The sequence below is a fragment of the Dechloromonas sp. H13 genome (assembly GCF_009469615.1).
Lineage (GTDB): Bacteria > Pseudomonadota > Gammaproteobacteria > Burkholderiales > Rhodocyclaceae > Azonexus.
Window position 1 is genome coordinate 1 of the sequence record NZ_SSXX01000002.1, and the last position, 25,388, is coordinate 25,388.

16 protein-coding genes are annotated in these 25,388 nt (G+C 67.1%); 8 read left to right on the plus strand and 8 right to left on the minus strand.

All coding sequences use genetic code 11. From position 1 onward, the window contains the following. Nucleotides 1-190 precede the first annotated feature (190 nt). A complete protein-coding gene (locus GH660_RS04445) occupies nucleotides 191-1,087 on the minus strand; it encodes a DUF2950 domain-containing protein (protein WP_153145397.1) in 897 nt (298 codons plus the stop codon). Nucleotides 1,088-1,099: 12 nt separating this feature from the next. Then, nucleotides 1,100-2,479 (minus strand): DUF3300 domain-containing protein, encoded by a 1,380-nt coding sequence (locus tag GH660_RS04450; RefSeq protein WP_153145398.1) that lies wholly within the window; start codon nucleotides 2,477-2,479, stop codon nucleotides 1,100-1,102. A 241-nt stretch (nucleotides 2,480-2,720) separates the two neighbouring features. On the opposite strand from GH660_RS04450, the gene fabI reads away from it, so the two are divergent. Both fabI and ppk2 read left to right on the plus strand, forming a co-directional pair. Beyond that, a complete protein-coding gene (gene fabI, locus GH660_RS04455) occupies nucleotides 2,721-3,503 on the plus strand; it encodes an enoyl-ACP reductase FabI (protein ID WP_153145399.1) in 783 nt (260 codons plus the stop codon). Nucleotides 3,504-3,565: 62 nt separating this feature from the next. Further along, on the plus strand, nucleotides 3,566-4,381 hold the full coding sequence (gene ppk2 / locus GH660_RS04460) for a polyphosphate kinase 2 (RefSeq protein WP_153145400.1): 816 nt from the start codon (nucleotides 3,566-3,568) through the stop codon (nucleotides 4,379-4,381). A 70-nt stretch (nucleotides 4,382-4,451) separates the two neighbouring features. Here the strand turns inward: ppk2 and GH660_RS04465 are convergent, their stop codons facing one another. Next, nucleotides 4,452-5,438, minus strand: a complete 987-nt coding sequence (locus GH660_RS04465; protein ID WP_153145401.1) for a phosphate acetyltransferase — start codon at nucleotides 5,436-5,438, stop codon at nucleotides 4,452-4,454. Nucleotides 5,439-5,551: 113 nt separating this feature from the next. On the opposite strand from GH660_RS04465, the gene GH660_RS04470 reads away from it, so the two are divergent. The 5 genes from GH660_RS04470 to GH660_RS04490 all read left to right on the plus strand — a co-directional run bounded on the left by GH660_RS04470 (nucleotide 5,552) and on the right by GH660_RS04490 (nucleotide 16,228). After that, nucleotides 5,552-8,059: a DUF3141 domain-containing protein gene (locus tag GH660_RS04470; RefSeq protein ID WP_228276365.1), complete on the plus strand. Its 2,508-nt coding sequence runs from the start codon at nucleotides 5,552-5,554 to the stop codon at nucleotides 8,057-8,059. Between the two features lie 11 nt (nucleotides 8,060-8,070). After that, entirely contained in the window at nucleotides 8,071-10,116 is a 2,046-nt protein-coding gene (locus GH660_RS04475; protein ID WP_153145402.1) for a site-specific recombinase, read from the plus strand. 115 nt (nucleotides 10,117-10,231) lie between these two features. Next, on the plus strand, nucleotides 10,232-10,798 hold the full coding sequence (locus tag GH660_RS04480; protein WP_153145403.1) for a YSC84-related protein: 567 nt from the start codon (nucleotides 10,232-10,234) through the stop codon (nucleotides 10,796-10,798). Between the two features lie 146 nt (nucleotides 10,799-10,944). Beyond that, entirely contained in the window at nucleotides 10,945-12,579 is a 1,635-nt protein-coding gene (locus tag GH660_RS04485) for an autotransporter assembly complex family protein (RefSeq protein WP_153145404.1), read from the plus strand. Nucleotide 12,580: 1 nt separating this feature from the next. Next, the gene (locus tag GH660_RS04490) at nucleotides 12,581-16,228 is read left to right on the plus strand and encodes a translocation/assembly module TamB domain-containing protein (RefSeq protein WP_153145405.1); all 3,648 of its coding nucleotides are present in this window, start codon (nucleotides 12,581-12,583) and stop codon (nucleotides 16,226-16,228) included. Here GH660_RS04490 and GH660_RS04495 read toward each other — a convergent pair. The 4 genes from GH660_RS04495 to GH660_RS04510 are packed head-to-tail and all read right to left on the minus strand — an operon-like array spanning nucleotide 16,217 to nucleotide 24,393. After that, nucleotides 16,217-18,589 carry a mechanosensitive ion channel family protein gene (locus GH660_RS04495; RefSeq protein WP_153145406.1) on the minus strand — a complete coding sequence of 791 codons (2,373 nt, stop codon included), beginning with the start codon at nucleotides 18,587-18,589 and terminating at the stop codon, nucleotides 16,217-16,219. The two genes, GH660_RS04490 and GH660_RS04495, sit on opposite strands and share 12 nt — an antisense overlap. 4 nt (nucleotides 18,590-18,593) lie before the next feature. After that, entirely contained in the window at nucleotides 18,594-20,012 is a 1,419-nt protein-coding gene (locus tag GH660_RS04500) for an efflux transporter outer membrane subunit (protein WP_153145407.1), read from the minus strand. Then, on the minus strand, nucleotides 20,005-23,193 hold the full coding sequence (locus GH660_RS04505) for an efflux RND transporter permease subunit (RefSeq protein WP_153145408.1): 3,189 nt from the start codon (nucleotides 23,191-23,193) through the stop codon (nucleotides 20,005-20,007). The genes GH660_RS04500 and GH660_RS04505 overlap by 8 nt, the downstream gene beginning before the upstream one ends. A gap of 6 nt (nucleotides 23,194-23,199) precedes the next feature. Next, complete coding sequence (locus tag GH660_RS04510; protein WP_153145409.1) at nucleotides 23,200-24,393, minus strand: efflux RND transporter periplasmic adaptor subunit; 1,194 nt, start codon at nucleotides 24,391-24,393, stop codon at nucleotides 23,200-23,202. A gap of 252 nt (nucleotides 24,394-24,645) precedes the next feature. Between GH660_RS04510 and GH660_RS04515 the strand changes: the two genes are divergently transcribed. Continuing rightward, nucleotides 24,646-24,996 (plus strand): carboxymuconolactone decarboxylase family protein, encoded by a 351-nt coding sequence (locus tag GH660_RS04515; RefSeq protein WP_153145410.1) that lies wholly within the window; start codon nucleotides 24,646-24,648, stop codon nucleotides 24,994-24,996. Between the two features lie 65 nt (nucleotides 24,997-25,061). On the opposite strand, the gene grxD is transcribed toward GH660_RS04515, so the two are convergent. Further along, nucleotides 25,062-25,385, minus strand: a complete 324-nt coding sequence (gene grxD, locus GH660_RS04520; protein WP_153145411.1) for a Grx4 family monothiol glutaredoxin — start codon at nucleotides 25,383-25,385, stop codon at nucleotides 25,062-25,064. Between the last annotated feature and the right edge of the window lie 3 nt (nucleotides 25,386-25,388).

The window sequence follows — 25,388 nt, forward strand, 5'->3', positions numbered from 1 at the left end:
AACCGCTCTTGGCGACGACGTCACGCTGGTCGATGACATAAACGCGCTCCTGAGCCTGAGCGACGGTGGCACCGAAGCCGATACCGGCCAGCAGAGCCAGAACAAGCGACTTCTTGGCAATGTTGTTCATGAGAAATTCCCTGTCAAAAAAATTTAGACGGCGTATTGTAATTCAAAAAATGGCGTTTTTTCATGGTGCGTCGACTTTCCGCCACGAACTGTCGGGGTTGAAACTTTTCAGCCGCGCCGCCTTTTCCGCGGTGTCGGGGCCGAGGTTTTTCTCGAAGACCTGACCATCCTGATTGACCATGAAGGTCATGATGCCGGTCTGGCCATGTTTGGCCGGCCACATCAGGAGTCCGAAGCCGCCCGTCATGCGGCCGTCGACGACATAGTCGCGGGCGCCGCCGGCAGCCCCGGCGCCCTGGGCCACGAGAATCCGGTAGCGGTAGCCGTGGTAGCTGCCCTTGTGCTTGATGCCGCCCTCGGCCGCGGCCTTTGCCAGCAAGGGGCCGAACGGGCTCGCTTCCTGTCCGGGCTCGTCGGGCCAGTAGAGGCCGTCCTTCCGGCCGGGTGTGCTGACGATCCTTCCCGCGTACTCCGTGACGCCGTCGCCGTTGCGGTCCTTTGCCGCGTATTCCCGCTGGGCATCGACGAAAGCCTGCGCTACCCGGATGGCGGCCAGTTCGTTGCGGCCGATCTCGCGGATGACCATCTCCTCCTTGCCCGCCTTCAGGTCGAAAACCCAGCCGGCCTTGGTCTTGACCAGTGGCAGGGGCAGGGTCCAGCCGGAATCCCCGACGGCAATCCGGGCGTGGCCGTCGTCGTCCATCTGCACGGTGTGCGATTGCGCCCAGTTGACGAGGAACGCGTCGCGGATCTCGGCGCCGACGGGCGGAATGACCGCGCGGTAGTTCTTGCCGAGAATGGCCTGTTTGGCCGCTTCGTCATTGTCCCTGATCGCCGCGCCGAAGGCCTCCATGGCGGCTTCCGGCGTTGCGAAGGACTTGGCGGCATGCGCCGGCATGGCCAGCGTGGCGGCAAGGAGAAGTGCTGCCAGGAGACGCGAATGGGTATTCGTTTTCATGGTCTGCTCTCCTTATCGCCGTCCGCCGCGACCACCGCCGCCGCCACCCGCGCGGCCGCCACCACCGCCGCCGCCACTGAAGCTGCGGCTACCGCCGCCGCCACCACCGCCGCCAAAGCTCTGGCCGCCGCCGCGCTGCATCTGCGAAGTGCTGGCCCGGCCGCGGTCCAGGTCGCGGTTGCCGCCGCCAACACCGTCGAAGGCGCTGGCGCGGTTGCTGGTGGTGGGGCGACTACCGCTGCCGCCGCGTTCAAACTGACTATGGCTGGGCAGTCCGTCCCGATGACCACCACCACCCACGCCGTCGCGACTGCCGCCGCGGTCGCCGCCGCCAAGACCGTCACGATTGCCTCCCCGATCACCACCGCCGATACCGTCACGGTCCTTGCCGCGGTCGCCACCGATTCCGTCGCGGCCACCACGGTCGCTACCGATCCCGTCACGGCCGCCGCGGTCGCCGCCCAAACCATCGCGATCCCCGCCGCGCTCGCCGTCACGTCCACGAAATTCGCCACGATCTGCGCCCCGGTTGCCGGCATAACGCTCGCGCGAGGCCTGGTCGCGATAACCGACGTTGCCGCGGTGCTGCGGGTTGTGCTGCCAGTTATTGCCGGCATTGACGTTGTTGCGGTTGTAGTTGCGGTCGATGTTGGTCGCCCGGTTGACGTTGACATTGACATCGCCGTGGCCCCAGTTCCAGCCGCCGAACATGGCGCCGGCGGCGGCGAAACCGAGGCCCCAGGCGAAGCCGCTGACCAGGGCGCCTCCCGGGTACCAGGCCGCGACACCGGGGTAGTAGTAGGGCTGGTAGGCGGGGTAGGGCCAGGCGCCGTAGACCACGGTCGGGTTGTAGGCCGGCACGTAGATCGTCTGCGGCTGCGCCGGCTCGATGATGATGGACTGCGCTTCGGTGCGCACCACCTGCTGCTGGTTCGATTCCAGGTTGCCACTGTTCTTTGCCAACTGGCGCAGGCGCTGAATCGAGGCCATGACGTCCTTCTGCTGGCCGATGAAGGCGTCGCCAAGCTTCTGCGTCCAGTCGAGCTTCTCGTTCATCATCTCCAGCACGTTGGGGAAGGCGACCAGCGACTTGACGCTGACATCCCAGCTTTCACCCTCGACCTTCTTGACCGCCGCGTCGCCGCTGAGCTTGGGGTTGGCCTTGGACCAGCGCGCCGCCTGTACGACTTCGAGCGGATAGGTCGAGGCCATCAGGATCTGCGAGAGCAGCGAGTCCGGATAGAGCGCGATCGGTGCCAGCAGGGCATCGAGTTCCTCGGCCTTGAACGGCGGGGGAGCTGCCGATGCGGTGTTGCTTTGTGCCTGGGCGGCCGAAACCAGCAGGACGCTGGCAGCCAGCCACCACAGCACGAAGGAGCGAATCGTTTTCATTATGTTCTCCTCTGATGTCGGATCCGGCGATGACAAAAATCAGAATAGCACGTTGAAGATGGAGGTTATAAGGGCCATACAGCCCGAAAAGCATTTTTTTTGCAGGATGCTTGAGTCCTGTTTTCAGGGGAGCCATACTGCAAGCATGTCGGCATGCAGGGGCGGGCGCGATGCCTTGTTCCACTCGCCACTCGTCGCAGCGAAAGTGGTCAATCCAATAATCACAAGACTGGAGACATACATGTCCATCGAGAATCCTCGTCCCATCCTGGCCGGCAAGAAAGCCCTGGTCGTCGGCATCGCCAATGGCGACTCGATCGCCTATGGTTGCGCCAAGGCGTTTCGCGCGGTTGGCGCCGATGTCGCCATCACCTATCTCAACGAGAAGGCGAAGCCGCATGTCGAGCCGCTGGCCCGGGAACTGGAGGCATCGATCTTCGCGCCGCTCGACGTTGCGAAGCCGGGCGAACTGGAGGCGCTGTTCGCGCGCATCGAGAAGGAATGGGGTCAGCTGGACATCATGGTCCATTCGATCGCCTCGGCCAAGAAGGAGGATATCAAGGGTGGTTTGCTGAACTGCTCGGCCGACGGCTTCGCCCTGGCGATGGACATCTCGGTACATTCCTTCATTCGCATGGCCAAACTGGCGGCGCCGCTGATGAAGGACGGCGGCACGATGTTCGCGATGACCTACCACGGCGCGATGAAGGTCGAGCCCAACTACAACGTCATGGGGCCGGTTAAGGCGGCGCTCGAGGCGGCATGTCGCTACCTTGCCTACGAGCTCGGCCCGCAGCATATCCGGGTCCATGCCATTTCGCCGGGGCCGCTCAAGACGCGTGCCGCGTCGGGGCTCAAGGACTTCGACCTGATGCTCAACAAGGCAGGCAAGCGTGCGCCGGTCGGCGAACTGGTGGACATCATGGACGTCGGCTTCACCTGCGCCTACCTGGCGACGCCCTACGCCCGCCGCCTGACCGGCGAGACGATGTATGTCGATGGCGGCGTGAACATCATGGCCTGACCAGGGATCCGCAGCCCGGTTGCGGTCGACCCCGAAAAACGATCGATTTTGAGGAGAGAACGATGAGCAAGAAGAAGGATGGCAAGAAAGCCGCCGCCCCGGACGAAAAGCTGGGCGCCCGGGAATACGAGCGTGAGCTGGAAAAACTCCACGTCGAACTAGTGAAGCTGCAGGAATGGGTCGTCGCCAAGGGGCTGAAGGTGTGCGTCGTCTTCGAGGGACGCGACGGCGCCGGCAAGGGTGGCACGATCAAGGCGATCACCGAGCGGGTCAGCCCGCGGGTGTTCCGGGTCGTCGCGCTGCCGTCGCCGACCGAGCGCGAAAAGTCGCAGATGTACGCCCAGCGCTACCTGCAGCATTTCCCGGCGGCCGGCGAAGTCGTCATCTTCGACCGCAGCTGGTACAACCGCGCCGGCGTCGAGCGCGTCATGGGCTTCTGCACCGACGAGCAGGCGCAGCGCTTCCTCAACATGGTGCCTGCCTTCGAGAAGGTCATGATCGAATCCGGGATCATCCTGCTCAAGTACTGGCTCGAGGTGAGTCCGGAGGAACAGACGCGCCGGCTGACCCAGCGCATCGACGACGGCCGCAAGATCTGGAAGCTGTCGCCGATGGACCTCAAGTCCTACAGCCGCTGGTACGACTACTCGCGGGCGCGCGACGAGATGTTTGAGAAGACCGACACGCCGTGGGCGCCATGGTATGTCGGGCAGTCGAACGACAAGAAGCGGGTGCGCCTGAACATCATCACCCACTTCCTGAGCAAGATTCCCTACGAGGAAATCAAGCGCGCCAAGGTCGTGCTGCCCAAGCGCCAGAAGCCTGAGGGCTACAAGGAGCCGGATTACCCGTACAAGTACGTGCCCGCCGTCTTCTGAACGGCTGGGCAGGTGAGATCCATACCGGGGCCGGCGCATGCCGGCCCCGGTCTTTTGCGTGTTGTCAACTTCAGCCGGTGACGGCCTTGCCGGCCTGCTGGCGACGGTTGGCGGCGACCAGTGCCGCGACGGCGCACGAGGCGAGGCGGGTGAGGACGGAGTCGGCGCGGCTGGTCAGGATGATCGGCACGCGGGCGCCGAGCACGATGCCGGCGGCATCGGCGTCGGCCATGAAGCTGAGGCTCTTGGCCAGCATGTTGCCGGCCTCGAGATCGGGGACGACCAGGATGTCGGCACGGCCGGCGACCGGCGATTCGATCTTCTTGATTTTCGCGGCGTCGAGGTCGATGGCGTTGTCGAGGGCCAGCGGGCCGTCGAGGATGCCGCCGGTGATTTGCCCGCGATCGGCCATCTTGCACAGGGCGCCGGCCTCGATGGTCGACTGCAGCTTCGGGTTGATGGTTTCCATGGCCGAGAGGATCGCTACCTTCGGCTTTTCGTTGCCCAGCGCATGGGCGAGGTCGATGGCGTTCTGGATGATGTGCATCTTGTCTTCCATGGTCGGGAAGATGTTGATCGCCGCGTCGGTGACGAAGATGGCGCGGTCGAGGCTCGGCACGTCCATGATGAAGCAGTGGCTGATGCGGCGGTTGGTGCGCAGGCCGGTGCCGCTGCGCACGACGGCGCCCATCAGCTCGTCGGTGTGCAGGCTGCCCTTCATCAGCAGTTCGGCGCGTCCCTCGCGCGTCAGGCGCACGGCTTCGTCGGCCGCCGCGTGGCTGTGTTCGGCATCGACGATTTCATAGGGTGCGACGTCGAGGCCGGCCGCTTTCGCCACCTCCAGTATCCTGTCGCGCGGACCGACCAGCAGCGGCCGGATGATCCCCATTTCGGCCGCCTCGACGGCGCCGCGCAGCGAACTCTCGTCGCACGGATGGGCAACGGCGGTCGGCACCGGGGGTAGTTCCCGGCAGTGGGCGAGCAGGCGTTCGTATTTGGCGTGCTTCTGTTCCATGGCGAGTCTCCGTGTATGTTTTAGTGATGCCATCATAGGCATTGCCGCGGCGCCGGGCAATGCCGGATGACTGGCCGACGGCTATGCCGGCGAGGGGGAGTGCTTTACCATGACGGTCTGCGGTGCAGGTGCCGCCATCTGCCGGGAGAACATCGATGAAATCGCTCATGAATACCCTGTCCCAGAATACGAAGATCGATCGCAACGTCGCCGAGCTGCTGAAGAAGCGCCTGCAACACGCCCAGAGCGACTTCTCGAAGGCCCTGCGCGAGGCGCAGGCGAAAAGCGCGGCGACGCTGCCGTCGCTCCTGCAGTCCGGTAGCGCCTGGAACGATTACGCGGTCGACTTTGCGCAACGGGCGATCCTGTTCTGGGATACCATGCGCCAGCGCGGCAACGATTTCCGCGAGCACCAGAAGAAGGGGCTGCCGCCGCTGCTGCACTTCGAGTACGAAACCGTGCTCGACGCGCGCAAGTTCGCGCGCCCGGTCAATTACGCGCTGTTGCGCATCGTGCCGCCCAAGGGTGTCACGGTCGACATGAAACGCCGGCCGTATATCGTCATCGACCCACGCGCCGGGCACGGCCCGGGCATCGGCGGCTTCAAGGACGATTCGCAGGTCGGCGTCGCCCTGCGCGACGGGCATCCGGTCTATTTCGTCTCCTTCTTCCCCGAGCCGGAACCCGGCCAGACGCTGCTCGACGTCTGCGAGGCCGAAACCGCCTTCGTGCACAAGGTGCGCGAGCTGCACCCCGAGAGTCCGAAGCCGGTCATCATCGGTAACTGCCAGGGCGGCTGGGCGGCGATGATGCTGGCCGCGTCCGATCCCGACGACACCGGCCCGATCGTGATCAACGGCGCGCCGATGTCCTACTGGGGCGGCGCCTGGGAAGAGGGCGCGGGCGACAACCCGATGCGCTACTCGGGCGGCCTGCTCGGCGGCACCTGGCTGTCGTCGCTGGTGGCTGATCTGTCCAACGGCGTCTTCGACGGCGCCTGGCTGGTCCAGAACTTCGAAAGCTTGCATCCGGCCAACACCTTCTTCGACAAGTACTACCACGTCTTCAAGAACGTCGACACCGAGCCGCCGCGCTTCCTCGAATTCGAACGCTGGTGGGGCGGCATGTTCCTGCTCAACCGCGAGGAGATCGAGTGGATCACGCAGAACCTCTTCGTCGGTAACAAGCTGTGGAGCGAAACGACGTCGAAGCAGGGCAAGCTCTTCGACCTCAAGGCGATCCGCTCGCCGATCGTCCTCTTCGCCTCGATGGGCGACGACATCACGCCGCCGGAACAGGCCTTCAACTGGGTTGCCGATACCTATGGCTCGACCGCGGAGATCAAGGCCAACTGCCAGGTCATCGTCGGCCTGCTGCACAAGAATGTCGGCCACCTCGGCATCTTCGTCTCGGGCGCCGTCGCCCGCAAGGAACACGCGCAGATCGTCTCCGTGCTGAAATCGATCGAGGCGCTGCCGCCCGGCCTCTACGGCATGAACATCATCGAGCACCAAAGCCGGGACGGTGCGGTGAGCTACGACGTCGAATTCGTCGAGCACACGCTGGAAGAGGTTACCAAGCGCCTCAACCGCTTCGAGCGCAAGGATGAAAAGGCCTTCGAGGCGGTCGCCAAGGTGTCCGAGTTCAACCAGAAGGCCTACGAGCTGTTCGCCCAGCCGCTGGTGCAGCAGATGTCCAACGAGACGACCGCCAAGCTGGGCCGTGTATTCCACCCCTTGCGCATGCAGCGCTGGGCGATTTCGGATATCAACCCGTGGCTCGGCTGGCTGGCGCCGGCCGCCGCCTTCGTGAAAAGCCACCGCAAGGCGGCCGGCCCCGAGAACCCGCTGCGCCAGCTGGAAAACGCCGGTTCGGGCATCCTCTCGGCGACCTTGACCTACTACCGCGCCGTGCAGGATGCGATCAGCGAGGCCGCCTTCTTCCAGCTCTACGGCCACATGTTCGCCAACCTGATGGCCGACCGCAGCCCGTCGCTGGCCCGCGAGCAGGCCGCCGACACGCGCCAGGCGGAAACGGTGCGCGCGGCGCTGGCGCAGATCGCCGAAGGCGGCTATCCGGCTGCCGTCGCGCGCATCGCCTTCCTGCTCAAGGACAAGGGCGACAAGCCGCTGCCCCTTTCGCGCCTGCACCTGAAGGCCGAGCTGATCCAGGACTATGCCGACCTGTTGCCGGAAACAGAGCCGGACGAGCAGCGCCGCATCCGCGGGACGCAGGAAATCATCGTCAACGAGTCGCCGGCGGCGGCACTCGCCACCCTGCCGCAACTGTTGACCGATCCAGCCGACGCCGCGCGCCTGGAAACGCTGATGACGAAATTGTTCGCCGACGAACGGATTCTGGCCGCTCGGCCAACGGCGGCGCAGAAGGCGATGCTGGCGCGCATCCGCGAATCGCTCGGCCACCCGCGCCTGGCGCCGCCGGCGGCGAAAAAGCCGGTGCGCCGCGCGGCAGCCCCGGCCGTTGCCAAGCCGGCTACGGTTAGCAAGGCTGTGGTCACCAAGGCTGCAGTCAGCAGGGCTGCAGTCAGCAAGGCTGCGACTGGGGCCGCGAAGCCCGCCAAGCCGAAGGCGGCAGCCGCCAAGCCAAAGGCGGCGACGCCCAAAACTGCCCGGAAGACGGCCACCAAGCCGACTGAAAGCTGATTCGCCGCTGCATGTCCCTTTTCGCAAGGATCTCCCGCTGGCTGGCCCACCGCGCGCAACCCCCTGAAGACCGGCTGCGGGCGGCCGTGGAGGCCTTCCGCGATCCGGCGGCCGATACGCTGGAGCTGGTGCGTCGGCTGGTGGCCGAAATCCGTCCGCAGAACCGGCGTGACACCGGGGCGGCGGAGCGCTACGAGTTCATGCTTGCCTGCCTCGAGGCAGATGCCGAGTTGCTGGCGATCTTCCGCACCCGCGTCGTCCATTTCATCGCCACCCGCCGCCTCGTCACCTTCTTCACCGACAGCGGCATCCTGCCCGGCACCGGCTTCTTCTCGGAATGGTGGCGCATCCTCGGCGACCGGCTGCTGCCGGAAGTGCCCGACGAGCGGCGGCTGAAGGACTGCATGCACGTCGTCTATGACCGTTCCGACGACTGGCGCTGGCTGGAACTGATCCAGCCCGGCCATTCGCAGCGCTTCTGGGAGTTGCTGGCGCCCGAGGAGGAGCTGCACAGCGTCGACTGGCGCGGCATCCAGGAGCAGATTCTCGATGCAGTGCTGTTGCTGGCGCACCGCGTTAGCGGTCTCGGGGTCGAGGGCGAGCTGATGCGCGCCTCGCCCAGCTTCGACGACGACCTGCCGTGTTTCGTCGCCCTGTCGGCCGAAGCGCTGGAGTTCGTCAACGCCCTGCGCGCGGCGCTCGACGATCCCGCCCGCCCGGCCGACGACGGCAGCCAGCTGCTGGTCATCGTCGACCAGTGCGAAAGCACGCTGCAGCGCGTCCGCAAGCGGGCGCAGACGGTCGGCACCAGCCTGCATCTCAGCTATCTGCTGACGCGCAGCGAGCAATGCCTGGAGCGCCTGCGCGAGCTGGTCACCATTTTGACCGCTTCGCAGGCGTCGACCGCACGCGGCAAGGCGATCGGCGCCTGGGCCGAGTTCACGCGTGCCGCCTATCTCGCCGAGAACCGGCGCAACAGCCTGAGCCATTACATGAGCCAGCTGTCGCGCCTGCTCGCCGTGCGGGTGACCGAGAACGCGGCGCGCTCCGGCGAGCACTACATCTGCGAGACGCGCAGCGACTACGGGCAGATGTGGCGTTCGGCGGCCGGCGCCGGGGTGCTGATCGGCGGCATGGCGCTGCTCAAGATCTTCGCCGCCGGGCTGCACGCGCCGCTGATCGTCGAGGCCATCCTGTTCAGTCTGATCTACGGCCTCGGCTTCGTCACCATCTACCTGCTCGGCATGACGGTCGCCACCAAGCAGCCGGCGATGACCGCGCAGACGCTCGCCGGCCTGCTCGGCGACGTGCGGGCGACGCGCCAGGCCGAGCTGGAGCGCCTGGTCGACGTGGTCGCCGCCGTCTGCCGCAGCCAGCTCGCCGCCATCGCCGGCAACGTCATGGTCGCGCTGCCGGTCGCCATCCTGCTCGGCTTCGGGCTCAGCCAGTGGCTCGGGCGCCCGGTCATTCCGCTGGAAAAGGGCGCCCACCTGCTGGCCGACCTCGATCCGCTGAGCTGGGCGATTCCGCATGCGGCGATCGCCGGCTTCTTCCTGTTCCTGTCCGGCCTGATCACCGGCTATTTCGACAACAAGGCCGCCTACAGCGACGTCGGCACCCGCATCGCCCGCCTGCGCTGGCTGCAGGGCATCTTCGGCCGGGCGCGCGCGGCGCGCATCGGCGCCTACATCCAGGACCGCCTGGGCGGCATCATGGGCAACTTCCTGTTCGGCTGCATGCTCGGCTCGACCGGCGACATCGGCAAGATGATCGGCCTGCCGCTCGATATCCGGCACATCGCCTTCGCCTCGGCCAATCTGGGCTATGCCTTCATCGGCTTCCAGTTCGAGCTGCCGCTCAAGGTCGTGTTCTGGGCCGCGCTCGGCATCGCGCTGATCGGCATGACCAACCTGGCGGTAAGCTTCGCGCTGGCCCTGCGCACCGCGCTCGGCGCGCGCGGCATTCGCTTCGAACACTGGGGGGCGTTGCTGCGCGCCATCTGGCGCCGTTTCCGGCGCGAGCCGCGCAGCTTCCTGCTGCCGCCCGGAAACGCCTGAACGCCCCGGCGGTTTTCGCCTGGCCTTGCCCGGCCCTGTCATTTGGCGCACCATAAAAACGTGGTCGCGCCCGGCGCCGGCCAATTGCCCAACGTCAAAAAGAGGGAGGCTTTCCATGAAGCGGCTCATCAGCGTCATTGGCGTCATCTTCGTGCTTTTCGCCGGGCTTCCGGGGCTGGCCACGGCGGCCGACAAGGAGGCACAGCGCGCCGAAATCCGCAAGAACTCGGCGGCCACACTCAATCAGCTCTACAAGACCAATCCGGGAACCCGCAAGCTCGTCGAATCGGCGGCCGGCTACGCGACCTTCAGCAATTTCGGGATGAAGATCCTGGTGCTTGGCGGCGGCACCGGCCAGGGCGTCGTCGTCGCCAACGACACGCACCGCGAAGTTTTCATGAAAATGGTCGAGGTGCAGGGCGGACTCGGCTTCGGCGCCAAGAAGTTCCGTCTGGTCTTCGTATTCGAGAACAAGGAAGCGATGAACCAGTTCGTTCGTTCCGGCTGGGAGGCCGGCGCCCAGGCGACGCTCGCGGCGACCGAAGGTAGCCACGGCAAGGCCTACCAAGGGGCCGTCTCTGTTGCCCCCGGCGTCTGGCTCTTCCAGCTGACCGACAAGGGCCTGGCGGCCGAGGCGACGGTCAAGGGCACCAAGTATTACAAGGACGACGCGCTCAACTGAACGCCTTTTCCTGCGCGCGGCCGGCGATTTGCCCGCGGCGCGCGGCCGGCTGCGGCAAAAGCCACTAAAATGCCGGGGTGATAGCCAGATCCGTTTTCCGCCGGTGCCTTGTCCCGTTCCTTCTGCTCGCGTGCACTTCAGGCGTGATGGCGGGCGGCATCGATGTCCAGGCGCCGGACGAGATCGGTGAACTGATCGCCCCCTTCCTGCCGGATGATCCGGCGCCCGGGGCCGGCGGCCAGCGGCGCCTGCAGGGCATGGTGCGCGAAATCCTCGCCACCGAGGGCTATTTTTCGCCGCAGATCGAATTCACCGAGGCGGACGGCTTGCCGCGGCTCGTCGTCGAGCCCGGCCCGCGGACGCTGATCGCGGCGGTCGATGTTGCGGTCGACGGCCCGCTGCCGGCAAAAATGCGGCAGGAACTGATCGCCGGCTGGGCGCTGGCGGTCGGCCAGCCGTTTCGCCAGCAGGACTGGAACACCGCCAAGCAGCAGCTCCTCTCGCGCCTGCTGGCCGAGGATTTCGCCGCGGCGCGCCTGGTCGACAGCCAGGCGACGATCGACCCGGCCACCCGCGAGGCGCGCCTGATGGCGCGTTACGACAGCGGCCCGGCATTCCGTTTCGGCGAACTGCGGATCGAGGGCCTCGAGCGCTACCCGGCGACCCTGGTCGACCGCCACAACCGCAGCGTGCGGCCCGGCGCGCCCTACCGCGAGGCCGACCTCAACGCGCTGCAGACGGCGCTGCAGGCGACGCCGCAGTTCCGCTCGGTGCACGTCAGCATCGACCGCGACGCGCCGCCGGGCGCCGACGGCGTCGTCACCGCGCCGGTCATCGTGCGCCTGAGCGAACGCCCGGCGCACCGTCTGTCGTTCGGCGCCGGCATCAGTTCCAATACCGGGGCGCGTGTCGAGACCAATTTCCAGACCGCCGACCTCTTCGGCCAGGCCTGGGAGCTGAACACCGGCCTGCGGATCGAGCAGAAGAAGCAGACCGCCTACGCCGACATCTTCTTCCCGCCGAGCGAATCGCAGCGGCGCAACAGCGTCGGCGCCATGGTCCAGGCGACCGACATCCAGGGCCTGCGCACCGAGCGGATCGCCATCGGCGGCCAGCAGGCATGGCGCGACGGCCCGTTCGAGACCCGCCTGTCGCTGACCTGGCAGGACGAACGCCTGGAACCGGAAGGCGCGCCGGACAGCATCAGCCGGGCGTTGGTCCCCAACGTCGCATGGACCTGGCGCCATGTCGACAACCCGCTCGACACGCGCGAGGGCATCGTCCTCCATGGCCAGGTCGGCGGCGCCGCCAAGGCGGTGCTGTCGGACCAGAACTTCATCCGCCTGCTCGGCCGCTACCAGCAGTTCTTCCCGGTCGGCCAGCGCGACACGCTGATGCTGAGCGGCGAAATCGGCTACACCATCGCCGATTCGCGCAACGGCATCCCGCAGGAATACGTGTTCCGCACCGGCGGCACCGGCTCGGTGCGCGGCTACAGCTACCAGAGCCTTGGCGTCAGCGAGGGCTCGGCCATCGTCGGCGGCCGCTACATGGCCAACGCCACCGTCGAATACACCCACTGGCTCGACGAGCAATGGGGCATCGCCGCCTTCGTCGATGCCGGCAACGCCGTCGACGACCTCAGCCATGTCGACCTCGCCTACGGCTACGGCCTCGGCGTCCGCTGGCGCACGGTGGCCGGGCCGATCGCCGTCGACCTCGCCTACGGCGAGCAGAGCGAGGCGGTCCACCTGCATTTCTCGCTGGCCATCCCGTTCTGACATGAAGCGCCTCGTCGTCCTGCTCATCGCCCTCCTGCTGGCCGCCGGCGCCTGGTTCGGCCTCAGCGAAAGCGGACTCGTCGCGCTCGCCCGGCTGGCCGGGGCGGCCAGCGGCGGCCGGTTGCAGATCGAGGCGGCCGGCGGCCGGCTGCTCGGTCCGCTGAGCGTCGCCCGCCTGGGCTGGCGCGAACCCGGGCTGGCGGTCGACATCGAGGGCCTGCGCCTCGACTGGTCGCCGGGGGCCCTGCTCGACCGGCGCCTGGTCATCCACGAACTCGCCGCGGCGCGCGTCAGGCTCGACATCGCCAGTTCGGACCAGGCCAGCACGCCGCCGGCCAGCCTGCGCCTGCCGGTTGCGGTCGACGTCGAAAAAGTGCTCATTTCCCGCCTCGACTACGGAGATACCCTGAGCGCCGGCAACCTGCGCGCCGTCATCGCCAGCGACGGGCGAAGCCATCGCCTGCGCGATTTCAGCGGCGAACTCGGCCTGGCGAAGATCGCCGGCACGGCGGAACTTGGCGGCGATGCGCCGCTGCCGCTGAACGCCGAACTGAGCATCGCCGGCCAACTCGATGAACAGCCGCTGCGGCTGACCGCCAGCGCCGCCGGGCCGCTTGACCGCATCGTGCTCGCCATTGCCGCCAAAGAGGGCGTGCGCGGCAGCGGCCAGGCGCTGCTCACCCCCTTCGCCCGCCAGCCCTTCGCCGAGGCGCGGCTGGAACTGGCCGACGTCGACCCGGCCGCGTGGCTCGCCGGCGCGCCGACTGCCCGCCTGCAATTGCAGGCCGAACTGCGGCCGGACGAAGGGCGGGCCGGCGCCGTCGCGGGCAAATTCGAGCTGCGCAACGCGCTGGCCGGCCCGCTCGACCGCCAGCGCCTGCCGCTGGAAACCCTGAGCGGCCGCTTCGCCTGGGCCGACGACGGCGCCCGTTTGAGCGCCCTGATGGCGCGTCTGCCGGGCACGGGCCGGCTCAGCGGCGAGGGGCACTGGCAGGACGGCAGCCTGACCCTCGACCTTGCCGCGCAGGCGCTCGATGCCGAGAAACTGGCCAGCGTGTTGCGGTCGACCCGCCTCAACGGCCCGATTTCGGCAACGCTCGGCGGCGCGCGGCAGCAGGTCGCCTTCCGCCTTGCCGACGCACGTTTCACGCTGAGCGCCGAGGCCAGCCACGCCGACGGCAAGCTCAGCCTGGCGCGCCTCGAACTGGGGGCCGGCGATGCCCTGCTGCGGGCGAGCGGTGAACTGGAAAGCGGCGGCGACATGAATTTTTCGGCGAGCGGCGAACTGCTGCGCTTCGACCCCAGCCGTTTCGCCCGTGTGCCGGCGGCGGCGCTCAACGGCACGCTGGCCGCCAGCGGCCGCCTGCAGCCGCGCCCGGTCGTCGAGGCGCAGTTCGCATTGCGCGACAGCCGCCTCGCCGGCCAGCCACTGGGCGGACGCGGCGAACTGGTCATCGACTGGCCGCGTATTCCGCGCGCCGACATCCAGCTGACGGCCGGGCCGAACCGGCTGAGCGCGCGCGGCGCCTTCGGGCAGCCCGGCGACAGCCTGCGCGTCGACATCGAGGCGCCGGAACTGGCGCCCTACGGGATCGACGGTAGCCTCGCCGGGCAGATCACGCTCGCCGGCACGGCGGCACAGCCGAGCCTGGCCGGCCAGCTGGCGACGCCGCGCCTCGGCCTGCCCGGCATCGGGCGCCTCAAGGGCGCGAGCCTGGCCGCCGATCTCGGCAGCCAGCCGGACAGCCCGCTGCGCCTCGATTTGCGGGTGGCGACCGTGGACGGCGTCGACCAGCCGGGCCTGCTCCGCAAGCTGGACGTGCAGGTCGCCGGGACACGCCGCCAGCACAGCCTGAAGGCGGGCGGCGAGATCGCCGGCAACAACGTGCTGACCCTGGCGGCCGCGGGCGGTTTCGCCGACGACCTGCAGCACTGGCGCTGGTCCGGCCGGCTCGACGAGGCGCGGCTGGTCGCCGGCGAGCGCTTCCGCTCGTTCGCGCTGAAGGAACCGGCGGCGCTCGTTATCGGCGGCGATGCGTGGTCGCTCGGTCCGCTGCTCCTCGCCGGCGATCCCTGGCAGCTGCGCCTGGCGGCAAAGGCCGGCGGGCGGCAACTGCATGTCGAGGCCGACGTGCGCGGCCCGCGCCTCGGCCACATTACCGGGCAGTTCGACGCCGGCATGCGCGACGCATGGACGCTCGACCGCCAGGCGGCGTGGCAGGGCTTCGTGCGCGGCGATACGCCCGATCTCGCCTGGCTGGCCGAGTTGCTCGACGAACGCGCCCAGACCGGCGGCCGCCTGAACAGCGAGCTGAAGCTCGCCGGCACGCCGGAACATCCGCTGCTCTCCGGGTTGTTCCGCGGCGAGGCGCTGGCGCTGACGGTGCCGGAATCCGGGATGCGCCTGAGCGGCGGCGTGCTCGACGCGCGGCTCGACGACAACCTGCTGCGCGTCGGCAAGCTGGCCTTCGACAGTCCGCTGCAGCCGGCGCCGCGGCCGCTGCAGCGCGCCGCCGGCGAGCGCCTGGCGGAACTCGCGGGGCGGCCGGGGCAGCTTGAAATCAGCGGTGAAATGCGGGTCGACCGCAGCAACGAGAGCGCGGCGCTAGAACTACGCCTGGACCGGATCGGCGTCTACCAGTTGCCCGATCGCTGGCTGACGGTTTCCGGCGACGGGCGCATCGCCTGGCAGGCCGGGACGCTTGCGGTCCGTGGGCGGGTCGCGGTCGACGCCGCCTATTGGCAGATGGCGCCGATGGGCGCGCCGCGCCTGTCCGACGACGTGGTCATCCTGGCCGCCGACGGCACGGCGCAGCCGGGCGGTTTCCGGCCTAGCCTCGACCTCGAGCTGGAAACCGACCTCGGCCGCCATTTCATGTTCAGCGGCCTCGGCCTGGAAACCCGCCTGGCCGGCAGCGTCCGATTCACCGCCAAGGGGCGTGACCTGCCGCGGGCCAGCGGTCGCATCCGCACCCAGGGCGGACGTTTCGAGGCCTTCGGCCAGCAACTGGAGATCGAGCGCGGCATCCTGACCTTCCAGGGGCTGGTCGACAACCCGGCGATCGACGCCCGCGCGGTGCGCCGCGGGCTGGCCGTCGAGCCCGGGGTGCAGATCAGTGGCACGGTCCAGCGGCCGGTGGTGCGGCTGGTCTCCGACCCCGACCTGCCGGACGTCGAGAAACTGAGCTGGCTTGTCCTCGGCCACGGGCCGGAGCAGGGCGGGGCCGGCGCCGCCGGACTCCTGCTGTCGGCGGCCGGCAGCCTGTTCGGCAACGAATCGGGCGGCATCGTGCGCCAGATCAAGCAGGGCTTCGGCATCGACGAATTCAGTGTGCGCCAGGGCGAGATCGGCGACAGCGGCGGGCGCCAGATGGGCAGCCGGGTCGTCGGCAGCACCTTCGACACGACGGCAGGCACCGGCAACCAGATCCTCAGCGTCGGCCGCCGCCTGTCGAACAATGTGCTGCTCTCCTACGACCAGTCGCTGGGCCGTGCCGGGAGCGTGGTCAAGCTCAGCATGGCGCTCAGCCGCCAGGTGTCGCTGATTGCCCGCGCCGGCACCGACAATGCGCTCGACGTGCTCTACACCTTCGTCTTCGGCGAACCGCCGTCGCGCCGCAGGGAGCGCGGGGAGCGCTCAGCCCGGTAGGCTGGCGCCGGCATCGGGCGGCGGGCCGGCGGCAGGAATGACTTGCACCGGCAAGGCGTCGCCGATGTTGAGCCGGATGTCGCGCTGTGGGAAGGGAATGTCGATGCCGGCCGTGCGCAGCCGTTTCTCGATAGCGAAGCGCAGGTCGCTGTCGATCCGCCGCCCCGGCACGCTGGCGTTGAGTTCGACCCAGAACACCAGCGCCATGACCAGGGCGTTGTCGCCGAAATCCTCGAAGAAGACGGCGGGCGGCGGGTCCTTCAGCACCTGGCCGTGGTCCTCGGCGCAACCGGCGATGATGTCGGCGGCCTCGTGCACCGGCGAGCCGTAGGCGATGCCGATGCGGATTTCGCGGCGAATCTGCGAATTGGAATAGGTCCAGTTGACCACCTGGTTTTCCAGGAAGATGGAATTGGGCACCAGCGCCTCGACGCCGTCGAAGCTGCGCACTGTCGAGGCGCGCAGGTCGACGGCGGTGACGTGGCCGGTTGTGCCGCCGATGGCAACGATGTCGCCGACGCGGATCTTGCGCTCGAAGAGGATGATGATGCCGCTGATGACGTTCTTGATGATGGTCTGGGTGCCGAAGCCGATGCCGATGGCCAGTGCGCCGCCCATGAAGGCGAAGGCGGTCAGCGGAATGCGCGCCAGGTTGAGGATGAAGACGAGCAGCACGAGGCCCAGCGAAATCATCACCCAGCGGCGGATGACGCTGGCCAGCTGCTGGTTGACACCGAAACGGTCGACCATGATGCGCTGCAGGCGGCGCGCCACGCGCGAGAACAGCCAGTAGCCGAGGAGGAAGAGCAGCAGCGAGCCGATGCTCTTGCCGATGGTGACGCCGTAGGTCACGGTGACCGTCTTGCCGTCAACGACGGTCGAGTCCTCGACGGCGAACATCTCGAAGTCCCAGACATGCTTCAGCTTCTGCAGGAGTTCCAGCGTGCCGACCTTCCAGTAGCTGCTGGCGGCTTCGCCGGCAATGCCGAAGTCGCCGGAAAGCCAGCGGTCGAGCTGGCGGTCGAAGCGCTCGGCGGCGAGGATCAGCCGCTCGTAGGCCGCCAGGCGCTGGCGCAGCACCTCGAGGAGGGCGGCTTCGTGGGCAGCCGCCGCGGCGTCGAGGGCGGCGCCGTCGACGCGCAGTTCCTGGTCGCGCACGGCGACCCGGGCGCCGGCGGCGAGTTCCTCGAACAGCGGCTTGCGGGTGCGCATTTCTTCCCTGATTTTGCTGAGGGTCGCCACGACCTTCTGGCGGACGCCGGCATCGCTGGTCGATAGCCCGGAGAAACGCTGCTTCCAGGCCTCGCTGACTGCCTGGCCGAGGTTCTGCATCCAGTTCAGCGTCATCAGCACGACGCGGTCCGTTTCCAGCGTTTCATCGAGCAGCTTGAGGCGCCGGATGTCGGCGAGCGACGGTTCGCCGGATGCCGTCTCCTTCGTCAGGCGCTCGCGATCGGCGGCGTGCCGCGTATTATCGGCCAGCCGGCGGTCGGTTTCCGCCGCCAGCTTGTTGAGGGTGTCGCGCAGGCGGGCCTGCTGCTGCTCGGCCTCGTCCTTCGTCAGCCGTTGCTGCGGCAGGACGCGGCTGATCAGGTCCTGCAGTTCGCCGGCCGCGGCCTGCAGGAGCTTGCGTTCGGCCTGGATGCGCTCCTCGCCGGCCAGCATGTTGGCCAGTTCGGCATCGGTGAGCTGGCGGCGCAGGGTGGCCAGCTCGACCGCCTGCCGCTCCTTCTCGGCGTCGGCGTCGTTGCGCGCGCGGGCCACGCGGTCCTCGGCGAGGCGTACCGCTTCCTGGGCGCGCCGCTGCATTTCGAGCTGTGTGCGCTTCTGGGCCTCCAGGGCACGCTCGCCGGAGGCGAGGGTCTGCAGGCGCTCGCGGTCGGCATCGTATTCCTGGCGCAAGGCATCGACACGCAGGGCGGAGTAGGGGGGCGGACCGGCGAATTCGGCGTACAGGGCCTGTCGCCTGGCTTGGTCGGTACGGCCGTCGCGAAATGCATCGAGTTCGTCGAAAAGCTTGAGGCGTTCGCCGTAGGAGACGACGAGGCGTTCGAGCAGGCGCTGGCGCTCGCTGGTCAGCGCGCCGCCCGCGCCGACCGGCCCGCTCGCTTCCAGCAGGCGGCGCGCATCGGCAAGCTGCTTCTCTACCCGGCCACGCGGGTCGACGGGTTCCGCTGCCCCGGCCTCGGCAGCCGGTGCAGTTGCCGGCGGCTTGGCCGGTTTGAAGGGGAGCTGTGCCAGCGCGTGCCCGGCGAACAGCAGTAGCGCCACCGCCGGAATCAGGCGGGTCGCGCCGCGCCGCAACGCGGTCAGAACCCCGCTTATCCCGGCAGGTGCCTGACGCCGCGGGCCGCCGGTCACGGCATCAGCGTCCGCCGGGCGCGGCAGCCGTCTTCTCCGCCGCGACGTCCCAGCCGCCGCCCATCGCCTTGTACAGGTTGATCATTGCCTGGAACTGGACCTGCTGGGTCTGGGTGTATTGCAGTTGGGCGTTGAACAGGCTGCGTTCGGCATCCAGCACCTCGATGAAGCTGGTGTAGCCGTTCTCGTAGCGCAGGCGCGCCGTATCGGCATACTCCTGTAGGGCGGCGACCTGACGATTCTGCGCCTGCAGCTGTTCGCGCGTCCGGTCCTGGTCGATCAACGCATCGTTGACTTCGCGGAAGCCCTGCTGGATCGCCTTCTGGTAGGCGAACAGCGCCTGTTGCTGGCTGGCTTCGGCGGCCTGGACCTGGCCGGCGATGGCGCCGGCGGTAAAGATCGGCATGGCGATCCCGCCGCCGTACTGCCAGGCCTTGGACTGGCTGTCGAAGAGGTTGCCGAGGCTGGTGCTGCTGTAACCGAACAGGCCGGTCAGCGAGATGGTCGGGAAGTATTGCGCCTTGGCGGCGCCGATCAGCGCATTGGCGGCAATCAGCTTCTGCTCGGCTTCGAGGATGTCCGGACGGCGCGCCAGGAGCTCCGACGGCAGGCCGGCCGGGATGCCGGGCAGCAGCAGTTCGTCGATCGTCTTGCCGCGCGCGATCGGGCCGGGGTTCTTGCCGAGCAATACGCTCAGGCCGTTTTCCTGCTGCGCGATGGCCTTCTCGAAGACCGGGATGGTCGCCAGCGCCTCTTCGTATTGCGAGCGGTTCTGGCTGAGTTCGAGCAGCGAAATGATACCGCCCTCGTAGCGCAGCTTGAAAATTTCGTACGATTCGCCACGTGCCTTGGCAGTCGCCTGGGCGATCTCCAGTTGGCGATCGAGGTCGCGCAGGTTGATGTAGCCACCGGCGGCGCTGCCGACCAGCGTCATGACGACCGCACGCCGTGCCTCCTCACTGGCCAGCAACTGGGCGCGGGCGGCTTCCGTCTGGCGGCGGATGCGGCCCCAGAGGTCGATTTCCCAGCCGGCGTTGAGCGCCGCCGAGTAGGAGTTGAACGTGGACTCGCCGCCGCTGCCGGAAATGACCGACGAATTGACCCGTTGCCGGCTGGCATCGTAGCCGGCACCGACCTGCGGGAAGAGTTCGGCGCGGACGAAGCCGTAGCGCCCGGCGAATTCGTCGACCCGCGCGCTGGCGATCATCAGGTCCTTGTTTTCACGCAGGGCCGTGGCGACCAGGTCGTTGAGTACCGGATCGCCGAACTGTTCCCACCACGCCGTATTGGCCAGGTCGCGGACGTCCTTCTCGTCGAGGCGCCAGGCCGCCGGCGCGTCGACCGGCGGGCGAACGTAGTCGGGGCCGACCATGCAGCCGCCGGCGAGCAGGGCGATCAGTGCTGCGACAACGGGCTTACGCATGGCCGTCTCCTTCCTTGCCGGCAGCCGGCTTGTCGTCCGTGCCGGCCGTGGCTTCGCCGGCCGGGCCGGTCTGGCCGCGGCGGTTGAGCTTCTCGACGACGTAGAAGGTGACCGGGATCATGAATATCGCGATGCCGGTTGCCGCCAGCATGCCGCCGATGACGGCGCCGCCCATCACCTGACGGGAAATGGCGCCGGAACCGCTGGCCAGCGCCAGGGGCACGCAGCCGAGGATGAAGGCGAAGGAGGTCATCAGGATCGGCCGCAGGCGCAATTGCGCGCCCTTCAGGGTCGCGTCCGCCAGGGACAGTTCGCCCTTTTCGTATTCCATCTTGGCGAATTCGACGATCAGGATCGCGTTCTTGGCCGCGAGGCCGATCAGCATGACGAGGCCGATCTGCGCGTAGACATTGAGTTCCTGCCCGCGGAACAGCAGCGCCGCGAAAGCGCCGGCGACGGCGATCGGCGTCCCGAGCAGCACCGAGAACGGCAACGACCAGCTCTCGTACTGGGCGGCCAGGATCAGGAAGACGCAGAGCAGCGAGAAGGCGAAGATGGCGATCGGCGAGACGCCCTTGGCGGCTTTCTGTTCCTGGAAGGACATGCCCGAGTAGTCGAAGCCCATTTCGCTGGGCATGGTTTCGTGGAAGACCTCCTCCAGCGCGCGCATGACCTGCGCCGAGCTGTAGCCGGGCGCTGCCGAGGCGTTGATCTGTGCGCTGCGATACAGGTTGAAGCGCATCGTGAACTCGGGGCCGGCGATGCTGCGCACCGACGTCAGCGCCGACAGCGGAACCGCCTGGCCGTCCTTGTTGCGCACGAAGAACTGGCCGACATTTTCGATGTCGCTGCGGAACTCGCCCTCGGCCTGGATATAGACCTGCCACTGGCGGCCGAAACGATTGAAATAGTTGATGAAGCCGCTACCGAGGAAGGACTGCAGCGTCTGGTAGACCTCCTTGATGTTGACTCCCTGCTTGAGCACCTTGTCGCGGTCGACGTCGATGAACAGTTGCGGCACGACCGGGCGGAATGTCGATGTCACGCTGGCCAGTTCGGGACGTTTGCGCGCCGCTTCGAGGAACCGGTTTGTCTGCTCGGAGAGGAAATCGATGTCCTTGCCCGCGCGGTCCTGCAGGATGAAGGTGGCACCGCCCGAGACACCGACCCCCTGGATGGCCGGCGGCGGGAAGGCGAAGCCGATGGCCCCGCTGATCCCGGCCAGCCGCTTCGAGAGTTCAGCCTTGATTGCGCCGTACTGTTCCTCCGGCTTCGTGCGCTTCGACCAGTCTTCGAAGGTGATGAAGAAGAAGGCGCTGTACGTGTTCTGCACCTGGCTCAGCATGCTGTAGCCGACGACGGTGGTGACGTACTTGACGCCGGGAACATCCTTGATCAGATCTTCGGCCTGGCGGGCGATCTCCGAGGTGCGCTGCAGCGACCCGGCATCCGGAAGCTGGACGCCGGCGAAGACGTAGCCCTGGTCCTCGTCGGGCAGGAAGCCGGCCGGCAGCGTCTTGCCGAACAGCCCGGCAAGGGCGGCGATGCCGACGATGAAGATGAGGCTGATCAGGCTCTTGCGGATCGCCAGGCGGCAGACGCCGACATAGCCGCCGGTGAGGCGACCGAAAAGCTCGTTGAAGCGATCGTAGAACTTCTGCAGGAGTCCGGTTCCCTTGACCTTGGGGCGGAGCAGGAGGGCGCACAGCGCCGGGCTCAGGGTCAGCGCGTTGAAGGCCGAGATGATGACGGAAATCGCGATGGTCACGGCGAACTGCTGGTAGAGCTGGCCGGTGATGCCGGGGATGAAGGCGGTCGGCACGAAGACCGCGGCGAGGATGACGGCGATGGCGATGACCGGGCCGGTCACCTCGCTCATCGCCTTGAGGGTCGCCTCCTTCGGCGACAGGCCATGCTCGATGTGGTGCTCGACCGCCTCGACGACGACGATGGCGTCGTCGACCACGAGGCCGATCGCCAGCACCAGGCCGAACAGCGACAGCGTGTTGATCGAGAAGCCGAACAGCGGAAACAGCATGAAGGTGCCGACCAGCGAGACCGGCACCGCCAGCAGGGGGATCAGCGTCGCGCGCCAGCCCTGCAGGAAGACGAAGACGACGATGATGACCAGCACCAGTGCCTCGAACAGCGTGTGCTGGATTTCCTTGATGCCCTCGGTGACCGAGAGGGTCGTGTCGAGGGCGATGACATAGTCGAGATCGGGCGGGAAACCCTGCTTGATCTTCTCCATCAGCGCCTTGGCGCCGTTCGCGGCATCGAGGGCGTTGGCGCCGGGGATCTGGTAGAGGGCGATCAGCGCCGCCGGCTTGCCGTTCAGCCGCCCTTCCATGTTGTAGGTCTGGGCGCCGAGTTCGATCCGGGCGACATCGGCAACGCGGACGATCGAGCCGTCCGGGTTGGCGCGCAGGACGACCTTGCCGAAGTCTTCCTCAGTCACCAGCCGGCCCTGGGCGCGGACGGCGTAGGTGAATTCCTGGCCGGCCGGCACCGGCTCGGCACCGACCTGGCCGGCCGGGTTGACGGTGTTCTGGTTCTGGACTGCGCTGATGATCTCGGGAACGGTGATGTTCAGCTTGGCGAGGACGTCGGGACGTACCCACAGGCGCATCGCGTACTGGCCGGCGCCGAAGACGGTGACGCTGGCGATCCCCTTGACCCGCGTCATCTGGTCGTTGATGTTGATGTACGAGTAGTTGGCGAGAAAGATGTTGTCGTAGGTGCCGTTCGGCGAATAGAGCGCGAACATGACCAGCGGCGACGAGGTCGATTTCTGGACCGTCACGCCGTAGTTGCGCACGTCCGAGGGCAGTTGCGACTCGGCCTGCCCCTCGCGCATCTGGGCGAGCAGCTGGTCGGTGTTGGCGTCGGTGCCCAGCGCGAAGTTCACGTACAACGTCGATTGGCCGTTGTTGGCGTTGATCGAGTACATGTAGTCCATGTTGTCGACGCCGGACATCTGCTGCTCAATCGGGGTGGCCACCGCCTGCTCGACGGTCAGGGCGTCGGCGCCGGTGTAGGTGCTGTTGACCTGGATCTGCGGCGGCACGATGTTCGGGAACTGGGCGATCGGCAGTCCCGACATGGCGACCAGGCCGACGATGGTCATCAGGATCGAGATGACCATGGCGACGATCGGCCGGTTGATGAAGAATTTCGACATGGCGGCTTACCCCTTGGCTGCCGGCTTGGCCTCGCCGCCAGCGGCAGGGGCTGCGGGCGTGACGAAGGGCTTGGTTTCCACCGTCATGCCCGGCCGCACCTTCTGCGTGCCTTCGGCGATCACCTTCTCTTCCGGCTTGAGCCCCTCGGCGACCAGCCATTCGGTGCCGACGCGTTCGCCGACGCGCACCGGCCGGATGTCAACCTTGTTGTCGGCGCCGACGACGGCGACCAGGTACTTGCCCTGCATTTCGGTGACCGCCCGTTGCGGCACGAGCAGCCCGCCCTTGATCGTGGACATGGTCGCCCGCACCTTGCCGTACTGGCCTGGGCGCAGCAGGTTGTTCGGGTTGGGGAAGAGGGCGGCGACCTTGAAGGTGCCGGTCGTCACGTCGACCTGGCGGTTGAGTACGGCGACCTTGCCTTCATGTGGGTAGGTCGAACCATCGACCAGGATCAGTTCGAGCGGGACGTTCTCCGTCTTTCTGCCGGAAGCCTGCGCGGCGTTGGCGACCTTCAGGTATTCGCGTTCGCTGATGTTGAAATAGACCTTGATCGGATCGACGGTCGATACCGTGGTCAGCTCGGTTGGCATGCTCGGGCTGAGCAGGTCGCCGATCTGCGCCTTGGCGATGCCGGCGATGCCGGTGACCGGTGAGGTGATCTTGGTGAAGCCGAGGTTGAGCTTCGCCGTCTTGAGGTTGGCGTCGGCGGCTTCGAGTTCGGCCTTGGCCGACTGGTTGGCGCCGGTGGCATCGTCGAGGTCCTTCTGGCTGACGGCGTTCTTCGCCGCCAGCGGCTTGATGCGGGCCAGGTTGGCGGCAGTGGTTTCGTAGCGCGCCAGCTTCTGGGCGCGCACACCCTTGGCCTCGTCGAGCGCTGCCTCGAAAGTGCGCGGGTCGATCTCGAACAGCAGTTGCCCCTTCTTGACCAGGTCGCCTTCGCGGTAGTTCTGCTTGATCAGGTAGCCGGTCACCTGCGGGCGAATGACGGCATTGACGTTGCCGTCCATTGCGCCGACCCATTCCATGTAGATCGGCACGTCGCGTTGCGCTACGTCGATGACCTGAACGACGGGGGGCGCGGGCGGCGGCGCCTGGTGTTTTTCGCAGGCGGTGAGCAACAGGGCGAGGCTGGCGAGTCCGAGGGCGGTGCGCCGACCGCGCTTGCCGACAGTGATGTTTTTGAGCATGGGGGTCATGAGGGATCCTGCCGGTCTGAATGGATGTCTGGCAGTGGAACTGCCGGAGTTTGTAACGGATAGTGACAGATTATCGTTCAAGTATGACGACTAATCCAGTATCGGGGCCGCCGTTTGCGGCGCAGCGCGCGTCGCGCCGGGGCCGAGCCTTGCCTGCCGATCAAGCCGCTGCCGTGCGGCATTGATTTATGTCATTTGCACTGCTGCTGCGGGCGCAATAGAATAAGAGAAATCTTATATAAAGGAACGTTCATGAACAGCAAATCCTTCGTCACCATCACCTCCGACCTCAACAAGGCCATGAGTGCCATGCGCAAGGAGATTCCCGACACCATGCAGGGCTTCAGCGCCATGCACAAGGGTGCGATGCAGGCAGGCGTCCTCAGCGAGCTGGACAAGGAACTACTGGCGCTGGCCATCGGCGTCACCCAGCACTGCGACGGCTGCATCGGCTTTCACGTCAAGGCCCTGATCCGCCTCGGCGTTACCCGCGAACAATTGATGGAAACCCTGGGCGTCTGCGTCTACATGGGGGGTGGCCCGGCCCTGATGTACGCCGCCGAAGCGGTGCGGGCCTACGACGAATTCACGGCGCCGAAATAAAAGTTAACCGGGCCGGAAATGAAAAACCCGCCAGACGGCGGGTTTTTTTGTGGCCGGGGGGGCGCTCAGGCCCGGGCGATGTCGCCGAGCAGTTCCTGCAGTTCGCCGGTCTGGTACATCTCCTTCATGATGTCGCAGCCGCCGATGAATTCGCCCTTGATGTAGAGCTGCGGGATGGTGGGCCAGTTGGCGTATTCCTTGACGCCGTTGCGGATTTCCTCGTCGGCCAGCACGTTGACCGTGACGAAGTCGTCGACGCCGCAGACCTTGAGAATCTGTACGGCGGTCGCCGAGAAGCCGCACTGCGGAAAGCGGGCGTCGCCCTTCATATAGAGGACGACCGGGTTGCCGGTCACGGTGGCGTGGATGCGTTGCTGAACGTCGGACATGAT

Excerpts from the sequence above, each read along its gene's own strand:
- GH660_RS04490 (WP_153145405.1), top strand. The coding sequence starts at position 12,581 with ATGAAGCGCCTCGTCGTCCTGCTCATCGCCCTCCTGCTGGCCGCCGGC.
- GH660_RS04450 (WP_153145398.1), bottom strand. The coding sequence starts at position 2,479 with ATGAAAACGATTCGCTCCTTCGTGCTGTGGTGGCTGGCTGCCAGCGTC.
- GH660_RS04445 (WP_153145397.1), bottom strand. The coding sequence starts at position 1,087 with ATGAAAACGAATACCCATTCGCGTCTCCTGGCAGCACTTCTCCTTGCC.
- GH660_RS04510 (WP_153145409.1), bottom strand. The coding sequence starts at position 24,393 with ATGACCCCCATGCTCAAAAACATCACTGTCGGCAAGCGCGGTCGGCGC.
- GH660_RS04465 (WP_153145401.1), bottom strand. The coding sequence starts at position 5,438 with ATGCCTATGATGGCATCACTAAAACATACACGGAGACTCGCCATGGAA.
- GH660_RS04515 (WP_153145410.1), top strand. The coding sequence starts at position 24,646 with ATGAACAGCAAATCCTTCGTCACCATCACCTCCGACCTCAACAAGGCC.
- fabI (WP_153145399.1), top strand. The coding sequence starts at position 2,721 with ATGTCCATCGAGAATCCTCGTCCCATCCTGGCCGGCAAGAAAGCCCTG.
- GH660_RS04500 (WP_153145407.1), bottom strand. The coding sequence starts at position 20,012 with ATGCGTAAGCCCGTTGTCGCAGCACTGATCGCCCTGCTCGCCGGCGGC.
- GH660_RS04505 (WP_153145408.1), bottom strand. The coding sequence starts at position 23,193 with ATGTCGAAATTCTTCATCAACCGGCCGATCGTCGCCATGGTCATCTCG.
- GH660_RS04470 (WP_228276365.1), top strand. The coding sequence starts at position 5,552 with ATGAAATCGCTCATGAATACCCTGTCCCAGAATACGAAGATCGATCGC.
- grxD (WP_153145411.1), bottom strand. The coding sequence starts at position 25,385 with ATGTCCGACGTTCAGCAACGCATCCACGCCACCGTGACCGGCAACCCG.
- ppk2 (WP_153145400.1), top strand. The coding sequence starts at position 3,566 with ATGAGCAAGAAGAAGGATGGCAAGAAAGCCGCCGCCCCGGACGAAAAG.
- GH660_RS04480 (WP_153145403.1), top strand. The coding sequence starts at position 10,232 with ATGAAGCGGCTCATCAGCGTCATTGGCGTCATCTTCGTGCTTTTCGCC.
- GH660_RS04485 (WP_153145404.1), top strand. The coding sequence starts at position 10,945 with ATGGCGGGCGGCATCGATGTCCAGGCGCCGGACGAGATCGGTGAACTG.
- GH660_RS04475 (WP_153145402.1), top strand. The coding sequence starts at position 8,071 with ATGTCCCTTTTCGCAAGGATCTCCCGCTGGCTGGCCCACCGCGCGCAA.